The organism is Aquimarina longa SW024, from assembly GCF_001401755.1.
GTDB classification, from domain to species: Bacteria; Bacteroidota; Bacteroidia; order Flavobacteriales; family Flavobacteriaceae; genus Aquimarina; species Aquimarina longa.
This window is the reverse complement of the sequence record NZ_KQ474099.1, coordinates 476,677-491,246: the sequence shown is the minus strand read 5'-3', so window position 1 is coordinate 491,246 and position 14,570 is coordinate 476,677. Positions and strand designations below refer to the sequence as shown.

The window sequence follows — 14,570 nt, the reverse complement described above, 5'->3', positions numbered from 1 at the left end:
GATAGTAAGGGTCCAAGTACAAGCTCTTTTGGTACTTTTGATACATAGCCCACCGTTAACTTTTTGTAATTCTTGATTGCTTAAGTGTGATACTGTTTTTTTGTTTAAATCTAACATGATATTTAATTTTAAAGATTTGATTTTTGCCTACTCTGATTAAGGATTTTTGGCTACCTCCTTATTATAAATTGTTTTTATGTATACAATGAATATGTGCTATTATGGAGACTCCCCAACACCCCACAGCTAGGGAGTCTCTATGTAAAAGCTTTTTAATGCTTTTACATTTATTTTTTATATTGCTATTTTCATGATTTCATTTTGTTTTTTCCCTCTAGCATATTCACTATAGTAATATTGATATAGTAGATCATAAAGTACCCATTCATTCATACGTTGCTTAGATGGGAAGAGTCGATTGCAATGCATGTGTATATAGCTATACATTAGATAGTTTTTATAGATCGGAGTATCTTTCGATTGTTTTTTTGATGAAATTATTGAAGCAATTTTTTGGTATTCTTTTGTATACTTATGGAGTTTAGTATCTATTTCATTTTCAGATTTTGGATTTAATAATCTAGAAATTTCTTTTCGATAAGTTCTAAATTTCATACTCAGTTGTTTTCTTACATTCTTATTTATCCCAAACTCGTTTGCAAAATCTGTTTTTAGTTCGAATAGGATATCTCGTTTTTCTTGTAGGGTATATTCAAATCCATTTAGAAGTATGTCAATACCTTTCATGCCCCATAACCAACGCTTATTTTCATCATCATCAATTGCTGTTAAGATATCAATGATCAATTCACCATTTATTCTAAATAAAGCTTCAGATTCTTCAATAGTTTGTAGTCCATAGCGTTCTAGTTCTCTAGAATAGGTGTCTACTTGTACCTTATGAATTAATCGATCATTAACTAAGGGTTGAAGAACAGTATATAGTCTAGAGGTAATTTGGCTAATACGATTAGGATTTTTTATGTGAAAGCGTATACGCAGATGTAAATCTGGGTCTGCGTAGCGTATAAAGAACCAGTTATCAATGCAATTTTCTTTCTCTAGATCATTAATAATATAGGATAATTGAGTTTTGATAAAGGTATCTGCCGTTTGTGTACCCATATATAATTTATAAGAAAGCCATTCGCTACCTATTATAAATTTTCGTTTGATATTTTGTGTTGTTTCTACCATGATTTTATTGATAAAGAGAGAATATAAATTCATTGTTATATGAATGGTTTCCTTTTTTTACAGAGGAGTCAAACTCGTTATATAAATTTTCTTTGAGAACGATAGATTTTTTGTTTTTAATCTCAGATAAAAACATTTTACAACTAATCTCATTTTCTAAATTTATAACTAGTTCATTATCATGATCTGTTAGAAGAAACACTGATGGAATATTATTTCTTTTTTGCCATTTGATTATACTATCTTGATTCTGTAGCTGTTTCAGTTCTTTTTCTTTAAAATGCCATTGTGCTGCGGATAAAATAATAGTATTGTATCTCACTCTAGGGAAAAATGTTTGATCTGCCAGATTAGGCCCCCATGTAAAGTTTAGCGTATTACATACATTTTGTGTTTGCATATCCCCTAAAAATTGATAAATAGGTAGGGGAGTATCTTCGTAGCTATGTGCGTTGGCCATTCTTGGTTCTATGTACTGATTTAATTTTTCTGATCTTAATAAAATGGTTTCGTTTTGTACAGATATCCAGAGATCTGATATATGTATTTGCTGTTCTTCAGGAAGATTGCTTTTTGCTAAATAAGCGATCTCGTGTTTTCGTATAGGATTTCTATATAATATATTTCCTGTTCTAGACTCGGGTAAGTGTACAATTTCGGCTAGGATACGATCTTCTTTTTGTTCTTTTTTTACGATCTCATTAATAATTTCTTTTACATCGGTACAAGTGTGGCTGAATCTTCCTAAAAGATAACTAGCTGAAGGTCCTCCTGTATCAAATAATGAGATTATAGGAGTTTCATTACCTTCAAAAATTGTACACATTATAGGAAAAGTAGTAGGTAGATCATTCCAGCTTTCTTTTAGGTCTTTTAGATCATTATCATTAAATTCTATTTCAAAAGTGCTGCTAGCTTTAGCCTCCATAAACTTTTCATAGATTAATGAATCAGTTTTTCCTAAATTGAATTTGTAATAAGGTTGATCAGAACTGTGATTAGTATTAGAAAGGATCAGGTCATCGATTAGAGGGCATACATCAAAGGCTCCCTTATGGTTTTGATCATATCCTATTCCTGCTTCTACGTCTAATGCTACTGAAAGAGGAACTTCTTCATCTTCATACCGATCTAGGAAGGCCTTTTTAAAACTTTCTAATTTTGGGTTTCTGATTCTGTTTGCAAGCTTGTTAAGTACGATTACTCCTTTTTGTATATCTTTTGATATTGCTTTATCCAATTCATTAGACTTAGTAGTGGCAATCAAGTCAGTTTGAAATAAAAACTTTTTATTAAAAGGTATTTCCAATTGGTTAAGCAATTCTATAATAGTTTGATAAGAACCTAAATCTTCATGAAACACTTTTTGATCTAATTGATTTACTAGTTTTTTGATATCTTTTAACCAAGGTACACCTGTATTTTGATAAATATGATCTAGATAATCATCACCAGACACTGTTGGAGATATAGAACTTAATAAGATTTGATTGTCTATTAAGTCATTTATAAAACTTTCTGCATCTGCAAAACTAATTTCGGGAGTTATTATGGCTTCTATTAAATCTTTAATTTTCGCACCTTTTTTTGCAAGTTTTAATACCTTTTCAATATATAATGATGCGTCTATAGCAACCATATAATGGTGTCGGATCGAATTTTTGTACTTGTACTCTACATACCTGTACTTATGCCCTATTTTATAAAGACTATTGTTAGGGGAATACAGTAAGTTATTTCGTATTTCGGTTACATTTTCGAGTTCCTGTACCAAAGAGCATAAATAATTCATATCTAGCCTTGTCGTTCTCTTATATTGATCTACATCATTTAATTCTATGGTAGTAGCCTTATCATTAATTTGCCCTACAGAGATACTGGCAAATAACCCAAAAGGAGTACAACGATGGCTCATTCTGGAGATGTATTTAAGTAATGATAACTCTAGTTTAGGATTATCGTAATCTTTATCTGTAAGATATTTTTGCATTTCGGCATGAAGCTCTGGAGATGTTAAGAAAATAGCTTCAGAAACTAAAGGAGTATTACAAATCTCTTTTATTTTTTCAGAAGATATATCAGTCAATACCTCGTTTGAAAGAATTGGAGTTCTTACAATATATTTTTCTAATAAAGAATGTGGTTTCGGATTCATGATGTTCTTCTTATCTCTTTTATTTTTTCAGAAGATATATCAGTCAATACCTCGTTTGAAAGAATTGGAGTTCTTACAATATATTTTTCTAATAAAGAATGTGGTTTCGGATTCATGATGTTCTTCTTATTTACTTTATCTTTTTTCTTTATGCAGTCCTATTATTATTTTAATACTACTGTTTTGTTGAGAGTTAATTCATGTGTTTTGGTATCTCGTACTATGGTCATTGTTATTTTTTTTTCTGAGTTGTTAATCAGTCCATTTTTTAGAATGCGACACCATTCATTCTGTGTGATAGTACTATAATCAATGTTGTTGATAGCGATAATCTGATCCCCTAATTGTAATCCATTGGTATCTGCACTTGATGTGTTGATTACTGATTTTATATAAAGCTGATTTTCTTTAAAAGAATAATCAAAACCGTAGCTATTTATTTTTGTATTCTTGTAAGAAGTAATTTCGATGAACTTTATTTTTTTAGTGTTCCAGTTAAAAATAACTCTATAATTTTTTAAGAACTCTACTCCAATTAATTTATGACTTGTTCCACTAAAGGATACTATCGTAGTATCTAGTGTAAGATCTCCAAAAGACATTTCATCGATTAGACCTTGATGAAAAACTTCTTTTTTGCCAGCTCCATAAACTCCAGTTCCTGTAATACCATTACCAGTATTATATTGTGTTAGTTTTTTTCTTTTGATAAGCTTTTGGAACTCTATTCTAGACAAACTAATATTTCCATTATATCCGGTATCAATCATCGTATTTAATACTCGCATTCCATTTGCTTTTGTAATGATTGAAGGTGCTCCTTGGTATCCTATAAAAAATTTAACTTCCTTATAATTAGGTGGAATATCTAAGGATTCCTCAGTATTAGTAATCGTTATAAGTTGATTATTGAAATCAAAATCCCAAATCGATTGCCTCATTAAATTAGCACCTATTATTCCATGTATATTTAGACAAGCCAATTTTGAAACTGCATTTAGATCGTGAATGACGGCAATGGTGTTTGAGAAGTTAATACCGCCAATTTTGATAGCTTTAATTGCAGTGTAGTCTAATTTTTTACTAGCTCCATGTACGCCATATACCAATTGAGAATCAATAGGCTCTAGATTGAGCTCTTCGCCTAGTTCTGTTGAAACCACATTTGAAGCTCCTGTATCTAATATAAAATCATATGTTTTATTTTTGATATCTACTTTTAGAATAATAAGCCCTTGTCTATATTCGAAAGGCACAGTAACTTTAAAATTTTCCTGATCAACCTGCCCCGACTTCAAAAGCTTTTCGATTTTTGATCCTCCACAGCTTAGTAAGAGAAATACAAATGGCGTTATTTTTAATAGTGATTTCAAAAGGTTTATTGTTTTTATAATGTTACTATTCTTGTTATTCTATTTTTATTGATTTAAAAAGAACTCATTAAAAAATGTAATAGTTCAATTATTATTTTGGTTAATTTTAAAATGCAATTTGTTAATACAAGAATCATTTTTTTCGAATTGAATTGTAAAAATTGTCAGTTTGTTTTTTCATTTTAACTTGAACAAATATAACCTCGATAAAAACCTAAAAACAAGAGAAGTACCTCGCGATTCCTGAAAACAAACCCGTGATTCATAGAATTCAGACTTTGAATAAATATCTTTAATTAATTGATTTTCAGTAGTTTTGTTTTGTTTTGTTTGAAAAAGGAAGAAAGAAAAGAAAGTAGTATATTTATACTCTATTAATTAACTATAGAATAATACAAATTACCCTTGAAGCTAAAAAACCCATATACTTTTTTTGATCAGTTTTGTCTCAGAACACCACTTTTATCATTAGATTTTTATCGTAACCTTACCAATAGTGAAACTATAGGAATAGAAGAATTTAAAGGTATTTGGAAAGATGATATTCTCAGAGAGGCTATTTTTTTAGCTTCTCCTGAATTGTTTTCTGAGATTGAAAAATGGCTTTCGGGCACACTTAAGGATCATCAAAAAAGTAAACGATTAGAATCTTCTTTATTAAAGTATATATCCAGGATGAGTTCACGATGTACTCCATTTGGGTTATTTGCTGGGTGTAGTATAGGACAGTTTGGAGATGTTACAGCTATAGAGTTAGCGCACTATGATAAGCATCAAAGGCAAACTCGGTTTGATATGAATTTTTTAGTAGCTTTTTCTCAGAAGATATCGAAAGAAGAAGTGATTAAAAAGCAATTGATATGGTATGTTAATAACAGTCTTTATAGAATAGGAAATCAGTATAGATATATAGAATATAAATATAATCAGTATAACCGTAGAGAACATTCTATTGAAGCAGTTGGATATTCTACTTATTTAGAGACTATAATAGAAAGCGCCAAATTAGGTAAAAATATTAGTGAATTGGCTATAGTATTAGTCGATGATGAGATTACTTATGAAGAAGCAGAAGGATTTATAGAAGAATTAATAGAAAACCAAATTCTAGTAAGTGAAATAGAACCTTCTGTAACTGGTAAAGGTTTTTTAGAACAGATAGAGATTTGTTTAAAGAGATTGAATGGTACGGAAGCTATTTTAAAAGAAATTTCTCACTATCAAAAAATATTAGATCAAGTAGATCAAAAATTAGGAAATAAAGAAATAGAATATCTAAAGTTAAGTGAACGAGTAGCAGAATTAAAAACTCCTTTTGAGTTAAAATATCTTTTCCAGACAGATTTATATACTCAGACGCAATCAAACCAATTAGATATACGATGGGGGTATAAGCTTAAGCGTTTATTGACACTATTAAATAGGATGAGTAATGCTCCTTCTGAAACGTATTTGCAGCGTTTTAAACAGGCTTTTGAAAATAGATATGAAACCCAAGAAATTCCTTTGGCCACTGCTTTAGATACTGAGGTAGGTATAGGTTATTTACAACATCAGGATGCAAGTGATTCTACTCCTTTTTTAGATGATCTCTATATACCATCTAAATCAACTTCTCAACAAGAAATCCATTGGAATCACGTACAAGAAATTTTAAACCAAAAACTACAAAAACTCTACAAAGATAATGGCTATAGCTTGGAGCTAGAAGACAAAGATTTTGAAAACCTAAAATTAGATTGGACAGACTTACCAGATACAATGGCAACTATTGCAGAACTAGCAACTGTTGATGGAGAAAAAAAGATGATACTTTCTTCTGTAGGAGGAAGTTCAGGAGCTAATCTTTTGGGTAGATTCTCTACAGGGAATGAGCAAATTTTTAAATACGTTCAGGATATTACAAGGACAGAACAAGAAATGTATCCGGATACGATTTTAGCAGAAGTTATTCACTTACCAGAATCCAGAACCGGTAATGTGATTAGAAGAGCTACAGTACGAGCGTATGAAATCCCTTATTTAGGAAAATCAAATGCTTCTACAGAACAGCAGATTGCAATATCTGATTTGATGATATCAGTACAGTATGGACGGATTATCTTACGATCTAAAACTCTTAATAAAGAAATTATTCCACGTCTAACTAATGCACATAATTATAGTGCTAATGCACTACCAGTATATCATTTTTTATGTGATGTGCAAAAACAAGGAGGTAGATCAGGAATAGGCTTTCATTGGGGAGAAGCATTAGAAAAATATACTTTTTTACCTAGAGTAGTCTATAAAGACTTTATACTAGCAAAAGCCAGATGGAAAATTACCGTAGCAGAACTTTCATTTTTAAAAGATAGTAATGGAGAAGAAAGAACTAATACTATAAATAAATGGAGATCAGATAATAATATTCCAAAGCTAATTCAATTAATTGATGGCGATAATACCTTGTTGATAAACCTAGAAAATACGAACTCGGTAAGCATGTGGCTAGATACTATAAAGAATAAAAGTCAATGTATTTTGGAAGAATTCTTATTTACTGAAGATGGATGGTCTTCTGATAGTAATAGTATAGTACAACAAAAAGAAAAACAGTATACGAATCAATTTGCGATTTCATTCTACAATCAAGAGAAATTAAAAAAGGCAAAAAAGTAAAAATGACCAAATTAAAAGTAGTAAAAAGCTTAATATAAGCAAGAGTACTACTATTATATGGATATAAAGCTAACAATAGATGAGTGTAAAAAGAACATATATATTGGGTGATGAATGGCTGTATTACAAAATATATTGTGGGGCTAGAACTTCTGATGTACTCCTTACTGAAACCATAAAACCCCTTACAGAACAATTACTAGAACAAGGATTGATTGATTCTTGGTTTTTTATACGCTATGGAGATCCAGATTTTCATATAAGAATACGATTTCACCTACCAGATATAAAATGTATAGGAGATGTTATTTTAACTATTAATAAAGTATTACAGCAATATGTAGCACACCAGACGATCTATAAAATTCAGACAGATACCTATATACGAGAACTAGAACGATATGGAACTCATACAATAGATGTATCAGAACAATTGTTTTTTTATGAAAGCGTGATGCTATTAGAAGCAATAGATATAATCGAAGATGAAGAATTATATTTTTTATTTATACTAAAAGCGATTAACAGTTTATTAGACAGTTTTCATTTTAGAAAAGAACAAAAACTCGATATATTCACTCGAAATGCCCAAGCATATAAACGAGAGTTTAACGCTGATAAAACTTTAAACAAGCAGTTGGATAAGAAATATAGAGGACTTAAAAATAAATTGGTTCCATTTTTAGAACCCACTACTCAAGAAGATTATGCTGTTTTGGATCGATTATTACAGGACAAAATAGAAAATTCACAAGAAGCTATACAAGCTATTTTGTATGCACAACAAAATAATCGTTTAGAAATACAATCTGAAGATCTACTAAGCAGTTATATACACATGTTGGTCAATAGAGCTTTTAGGTCTAAGCAACGTTTTTATGAATTGGTATGTTACGATTTTCTATTACGATACCAAAAAACAAAAATGAGTTATACTGTATCATGAGAAGAATATTATTAGGTATTATCATTATTTTTTTTAACACTACGTTACTATTAGCTCAGGATAAGAAGGAAGCGGTGATGATTTCTGATTCTTTAGCAGAGATAAATTATAAAGGATTAAAGGCAAGGTTTTATAACGTATTAGAAAAAAATGAAACCCTCGCTAGAATATATGCTAATACTTATTTACAAAAAGCTAAAAATGAAAAAAACTTTTTAAAAATAGCTAAAGGGTATAATCTATTAAGCACTTCATATTCTAAAAAAGAACACTATAAAGAAGTATTGGTATATTTGGATAGTGCGATAACAGTATCTAAACAAATAGAACATAAACGGTACCCTTCTCTTTTTTTTATTAATAAGGGACAGGCATATGAGGAGGAAGGAAACTTTAAACAAGCATTAGATAATTATTTAGAAGCGATACAATGGTGTAAGAAATCAAAAAATAGCCATTTAGAGTTTATAACTAAGCATAACATAGGACTTTTAAAAAGAAAGTTAAGGAAGTATAGAGAAGCAAAAGATATTTTTAAAGAATGTCTTTCATATAGAAGTAGTAAAGAGATGACAATTAAAGATTCTTTGAGCTATTTGGTAACATTATCTGGGTTAGTACATACCTATAGACTTACGAATGAAGTTGATTCTGCTTTGTTCTTTAATAAAGAAGGTATTAAATCTTCTAAAGGAAAGGATATATTATATTTATTTGAATTAAATGAAGCTATATTGCAATACTATGATAAAAGCTATAAAACAGTAATAACTGATATAGATAGTTTATTACCTAAACTATTAAAGCCAGAAAATAAGTATTTTTTTGAGACCACTGATTTAATCAATGCCTACCTTTATCAAGGGAAATCGCATGAAGCTTTGCGTAATAAAGATATGGCAGTAGAATATTATAAAAAAATAGATTCTCTATTGCAAATTTCTAATTATATTATTCCTGAGACGAGAACTACTTACACTAATCTTATTAATTACTATAAGTCCTTAAATGATAAAAATAAACAATTGTTTTATATCAATAGACTTTTACGTTCAGATAGTATATTAGATAGTAATTATGAATACCTAAGTGATAGATTAATAAAAGATTATGATACTCCGAAATTGCTTTTACAAAAAGAAAAATTAATTGGAGATCTTGAGGCAAAACATAGTACTTCTCTTATAGGAGTACTTATTCTTTCAATTATTGTAGTAATAGTAGTTGTTTTTTTGATGTTATCTTATAAAAAACAAAAGAGGTATCAACAACGATTTGAAGAATTAATTGCTTCAAAAGATAAAATTAAAGAAGAAAAGAAACCTGAAAAAGGTAAAACACCTGGCACTTCAAATTCTATTGGAATTTCAGAAGAAATAGTAAACGCTATTTTGGACAACCTATCAAATTTTGAAAAAAAACAAGACTTTATAAAAATTAACATTACAACAAGTGTATTAGCATCTAAATTTGGGACTAATTCAAAATACCTGTCTAAAGTTATTAATACCTATAAGCAGAAGAGTTTTATACAATATATTAATGATTTGCGAATCGAATATATTATTGAAAAACTGAAAAGTAATACTAAATATAGAATGTATACTATAAAAGCATTAGCTGCTGAAGCAGGTTTTAATACAACTGAGGCGTTTTCTAAATCCTTTTATAAAAAAACAGGTATTTATCCTTCTTACTTCATTAAAAAGCTTGAAAAACAAGATGTTACATAAAGTAATGTATGTGTAATTTGCTAAATCTGAATTCAGGAATATTGACTCTGAATTCAGGAATCCAGACGAGAAGGGCTTAATTGTAGGGATGGTTTTGAGTTTTTGCCGTTATATTTGCTTCATCATTAATTAATACTCACATAAACAAACTTAACATGAAGAAGCTTAGTTTAAACAAAACAAAAATTACCATATTATCTAAAGAAGAATTAGTAAAAGTACAAGCAGGAGGAGGTATGAGCCATCAGAGAACTGATCCTATCTGTGGACCTAATAATTTGTTAAACCCTAATGCAATTCAATAAAATTATAGTACTGAATAATAAAATCTTGGTATGGTTAAAAAAATAACAATACTTTTTTTGTTGGTATCGTGTACTAATAAAGTCAAAAAAACATCTATAATAGATGGAGTCATGGCAATAGATATATATCATGACCAAAAGGTAGAAGACCCATATAGAAATATAGAAAACTTAGAGGATTCTACAGTCGTTGATTGGCTAGAAGCACAAAGTGACCTTGCATTTAAGACTCTTAATACGATACCTAAACGACAATTTTTGATTGATAAACAAAAAGAATTTGATCAAGAAAAAGCATATCAAGTAAGCAATATTACCAGTACTGCAAATGGGAGCTATTTTTATATAAAGACCATGGCAAGGGAAGATATAGGGAAATTATATTATCGACCCGATATTGATGCAGAAGAGATTTTATTATATGATCCTTATCAATATAAGAAGAATTCTGAAGACAAGTATGTTATCAACTATATACAACCCGATTGGGATGGAAAAAAGATAGCAGTGAGCCTATCAAAGCAAGGAGAAGAAATTTCTGATGTCTTTGTAATTGATGTAAAAACAAATAGTGTACTATCAGGAGTGGTTAAAAATTGTAATCCTAATATAGGAGGGTTACAATGGTTGCCAGATAATTCGGGATTTATATATCTATATTTTCCTTTGGTTGATACTAAAGATCCTACCTATGGTTTAAACTCAAAATCTGTAGTATATATACTGGGTAGTGATTCTGAGGAATTACAAGAGGTGTTCTCAAAAACAAATAATCCAGTATTAAATCTTAAACCTGAAGACTACCCACTAGTACATATATACAAGGATTACGATGCATTTGTGTTTGCTGAGGTAAGTGGCTCATCTTCTTTTAAGGACATGTATTTTAAAGCTAAAGAAGATTTACTCACTGATGAAACATCTTGGGAGTTGTTGTATCAACAATCAGATATGGTAGAGAAAGTGGTTTTAGTTAATAATGATATACTCTTTTTATCAGCCAAGAATAGCTCTAATTATCATATAGCAAAAACATCTATGATTAATCCAGATTTTGAAACACCAGAAATTTTGATTCCTGAAAGCAATGATGGGGTGATTAAAGATTTTGAAGTGACTAAAGATGGAATCTTTTTTGTGAGGGTAAAAAATGGAGTAGAAGCAAAATTATATCACTTCATAGAAGGGAAAGAAAAAGAAATTGAAATACCAAATCCCTCAGGAAAAATAGGGATTAGCTCTAAGGGACCTAAGTATGATTTTTTGCAAGTTTCTACCTATGGTTGGATAAAAGACAATACCTCTTATGAATATGATTTTGATAAGAATACATTTAAGAGCTTACATCTTGATCCATTATCTCATTATAAAGATTTTCAGGATCTAATAGTAGAAGAGGTTGAAGTGACTTCTCATGATGGAGTTATGGTTCCAATGTCTATTATTTATAAAAAAGGAATAAAAAAAGATGGAAGTAGCTCTACATTGTTTTATGGTTATGGTTCTTATGGATATTCTACAGGACCTTTTTTCTCAACAGGTTTTTTAAGCTGGGTTACAGAAGGTGGTATACTAGCTATCGCCCATGTACGTGGCGGTGGAGAAAAAGGAGAAACTTGGCACAAAGCAGGCTTTAAAACTACAAAATTTAATACATGGAAAGATATGATTGCGTGTACTAAGTATATGATTAAAGAAAGGTATACTTCTTCAGAGAAATCAGCTATATGGGGTACTAGTGCTGGTGGAATTATGGCGGGTAGAGCTATGACAGAACGTCCTGATCTTTATGCCGCGGTAGTGTTAGTTTCGCCTGCAGTAAATATGCTAAGGTGTGAAACCCGAACTAATGGAGCTAATAATATTAAAGAATTTGGAACAGTAAAAATAAAAGAAGAATTTGAGGCACTCCTAGCAATGGATGTATATCATCATATTAAGAAAAATGTAGAATACCCTGCGACACTAGTAACAGCTGGGGTAAAAGATGGTAGAGTAGTCGTTTGGGATCCTGCAAAATTTGTGGCAAGATTGCAAGCATATAATAGTGCTGATCACCCGACTCTTTTTGCCGTCGATTATGAATCGGGTCATGGCGGGATGAATAATACAAAGCTTAAAGCATATGAATTATATGCCAATGCATTATCTTTTGCTTTTTGGCAGACAGGGCACCCTGAGTATCAACCAGAATAAGAACAATGAATTTTGATAGAAAAAGTAAGGATCTATTAAGATGTTGTTCCATGTAGTTTTTGATTTTGTCTGTGATAAGTTTATTTATATTGATTACTAATCATATTGTGTGAACTATTTGTCTGAACAGAAGATTCACAATCAAGGCTATAGCAGAAGATGTAGGATTTAATACAGCAAAAAAACAGTGTTTTCTTAGCCTTATCGTAACATAGCTATGAGGAAACTCAAAAAAAGAAATAAAAAAACCCGACACTTTTACAAGGTCGGGTTTTACTTTATTTTATCAATTCACCATTTTTATCGTGAAAATGATATTCTAAATACGTGTAAGCGTCTCTAGGTACAATTTTTACCCATCGTTTATAGTTTAAATACCATTTAGATCGGGTGGATGGAAATCCTTTTGTTAAAAAAGCTGCAATAAAAGGATGTGCACTTAGCGTTATCTTTTTATGATCTTTTTTAATTAATTTTTCTAATTCAACCTTCATTTTTTCTAACAAAACTATAGGCGCCTCAACTTCGCCATTTGTTCCGTTTGGATCTACCTCACGGGTTTTGATATTCATTTCTGGTCGAACACGTTGTCGTGTAATTTGAATCAAGCCAAATTTACTTGGCGGTAAAATTTTATGTTTCGCTCTGTCATCTTTCATCTCTTCTCTCAATTGATTGAAGAGTGTTCTACGATTGTCTGCATTATTCATATCGATAAAATCGACTACAATAATACCTCCCATATCTCTAAGACGTAATTGACGAGCTACTTCAGCTGCACTAATTAAATTTACTTCTAGTGCAGTATCTTCTTGGTTTTTGGCTTTATTAGACCGGTTGCCGCTGTTTACATCGATTACATGCATTGCTTCTGTATGCTCGATAACTAAATAGGCGCCCTTACTCATAGATACCGTCTTGCCAAAACTTGTTTTGATTTGCCGTTCAATACCATGTTTTTCAAAAATTGGTATTTTAGGATTATGAAGTTTTACAATTGATTCCTTTTTTGGAGCAATTTCTTGCAGATACTCTTTAATTCTATTGCAGAGATCTTCATCATCTACAATAATAGAAGTAAAAGTGTCATTAAAAACATCTCTTAATATAGAAGATGCTCTATTCATTTCACCTAGTACTTTTGATGGATGATGGGCTTTATACAGTTTTTTACACATATTTTCCCATCGCCCGATTAGATTTTGTAAATCTTTGTCTAGTTCTGCTACTTTTTTGCCTTCTGCTACTGTACGTACAATAATTCCGAAACCTTTAGGTTTAATACTCTTTACGAGTCTCTTTAGTCGTTCTTTTTCTTCTGTGGATTCTATTTTCTGTGAAATAGAAATTCGATTAGAAAAAGGGACTAAAACAATGTATCTACCTGCAATTGAAAGCTCTGAGCTAATTCGAGGGCCTTTGGTAGATATCGGTTCCTTTACTATTTGTACTAATAGTGATTGATTTGATTTTAACACATTGGTAATAGTACCGTGTTTATCAATATCGTTCTCAAAAGGAAAATCCTTAAGAGAATAATTTTTTAATTTACCTGTGCTTACACGTTTTATGAATTTAAGTAAAGAAGATATTTGAGGACCAAGATCATGATAATGCAAAAATGCATCTTTTTCATAGCCTACATTAACAAATGCGGCATTTAAACCTGGGACAGATTTACGGATTTTGGCAATAAAAATATCACCTACCGCAAAATCACTGTCATCCTCTTCTTTATGTAATTCAACTAGTTTTCCATCCTTTAATAAGGCAAAATCCGTAGAGGAACCTGACCTAATGATCAATTCGTTGTTCACTCTGATTAGATTTTTATCCCGATAGTTACCGGAATGGATTAAACAATTTTTTCACAGGAATTTTTTAAAATCCCATTGAAATAAAACATATATAATATCGGTAGTGATATGATGCTTTATTTCGATTTCAAAGAACTTAGCTTTTAAATAAAAAAAGTAGTTAGGAACTACTTTTTCTTATGGCGGT

The 14,570-nt window shown here is 30.5% G+C and carries 9 protein-coding genes; 5 read left to right on the top strand and 4 right to left on the bottom strand.

The window, feature by feature from the left end; genetic code table 11:
• Positions 1–294: 294 nt before the first annotated feature.
• The 3 genes from N456_RS11165 to N456_RS11155 all read right to left on the bottom strand — a co-directional run bounded on the left by N456_RS11165 (position 295) and on the right by N456_RS11155 (position 4,725).
• Positions 295–1,197: a thiopeptide-type bacteriocin biosynthesis protein gene (locus tag N456_RS11165; RefSeq protein ID WP_158447872.1), complete on the bottom strand. Its 903-nt coding sequence runs from the start codon at positions 1,195–1,197 to the stop codon at positions 295–297.
• A 4-nt stretch (positions 1,198–1,201) separates the two neighbouring features.
• Positions 1,202–3,352: a lantibiotic dehydratase family protein gene (locus N456_RS11160; RefSeq protein ID WP_062056894.1), complete on the bottom strand. Its 2,151-nt coding sequence runs from the start codon at positions 3,350–3,352 to the stop codon at positions 1,202–1,204.
• Positions 3,353–3,516: 164 nt separating this feature from the next.
• The gene (locus N456_RS11155; RefSeq protein WP_148639294.1) at positions 3,517–4,725 is read right to left on the bottom strand and encodes an aspartyl protease family protein; all 1,209 of its coding nucleotides are present in this window, start codon (positions 4,723–4,725) and stop codon (positions 3,517–3,519) included.
• A 405-nt stretch (positions 4,726–5,130) separates the two neighbouring features.
• On the opposite strand from N456_RS11155, the gene N456_RS11150 reads away from it, so the two are divergent.
• From N456_RS11150 to N456_RS11135, 5 genes are all read left to right on the top strand, one after another.
• Positions 5,131–7,386, top strand: coding sequence for a lantibiotic dehydratase family protein (locus N456_RS11150; RefSeq protein WP_062056890.1), 2,256 nt, complete (start codon positions 5,131–5,133; stop codon positions 7,384–7,386).
• Positions 7,387–7,465: 79 nt separating this feature from the next.
• Positions 7,466–8,332: a thiopeptide-type bacteriocin biosynthesis protein gene (locus N456_RS11145; RefSeq protein ID WP_062056888.1), complete on the top strand. Its 867-nt coding sequence runs from the start codon at positions 7,466–7,468 to the stop codon at positions 8,330–8,332.
• Positions 8,329–10,065, top strand: coding sequence for an AraC family transcriptional regulator (locus N456_RS11140; protein ID WP_158447871.1), 1,737 nt, complete (start codon positions 8,329–8,331; stop codon positions 10,063–10,065). The genes N456_RS11145 and N456_RS11140 overlap by 4 nt, the downstream gene beginning before the upstream one ends.
• Positions 10,066–10,220: 155 nt before the next feature.
• Positions 10,221–10,370: a hypothetical protein gene (locus N456_RS24415; protein WP_158447870.1), complete on the top strand. Its 150-nt coding sequence runs from the start codon at positions 10,221–10,223 to the stop codon at positions 10,368–10,370.
• Between the two features lie 111 nt (positions 10,371–10,481).
• On the top strand, positions 10,482–12,566 hold the full coding sequence (locus N456_RS11135; protein ID WP_062057497.1) for a prolyl oligopeptidase family serine peptidase: 2,085 nt from the start codon (positions 10,482–10,484) through the stop codon (positions 12,564–12,566).
• Between the two features lie 278 nt (positions 12,567–12,844).
• Here the strand turns inward: N456_RS11135 and N456_RS11130 are convergent, their stop codons facing one another.
• Positions 12,845–14,383 carry an Rne/Rng family ribonuclease gene (locus N456_RS11130; RefSeq protein ID WP_062056885.1) on the bottom strand — a complete coding sequence of 513 codons (1,539 nt, stop codon included), beginning with the start codon at positions 14,381–14,383 and terminating at the stop codon, positions 12,845–12,847.
• Between the last annotated feature and the right edge of the window lie 187 nt (positions 14,384–14,570).

Excerpts from the sequence above, each read along its gene's own strand:
- N456_RS11165 (WP_158447872.1), bottom strand. The coding sequence starts at position 1,197 with ATGGTAGAAACAACACAAAATATCAAACGAAAATTTATAATAGGTAGC.
- N456_RS11160 (WP_062056894.1), bottom strand. The coding sequence starts at position 3,352 with ATGAATCCGAAACCACATTCTTTATTAGAAAAATATATTGTAAGAACT.
- N456_RS11145 (WP_062056888.1), top strand. The coding sequence starts at position 7,466 with ATGAGTGTAAAAAGAACATATATATTGGGTGATGAATGGCTGTATTAC.
- N456_RS11140 (WP_158447871.1), top strand. The coding sequence starts at position 8,329 with ATGAGAAGAATATTATTAGGTATTATCATTATTTTTTTTAACACTACG.
- N456_RS24415 (WP_158447870.1), top strand. The coding sequence starts at position 10,221 with ATGAAGAAGCTTAGTTTAAACAAAACAAAAATTACCATATTATCTAAA.
- N456_RS11135 (WP_062057497.1), top strand. The coding sequence starts at position 10,482 with ATGGCAATAGATATATATCATGACCAAAAGGTAGAAGACCCATATAGA.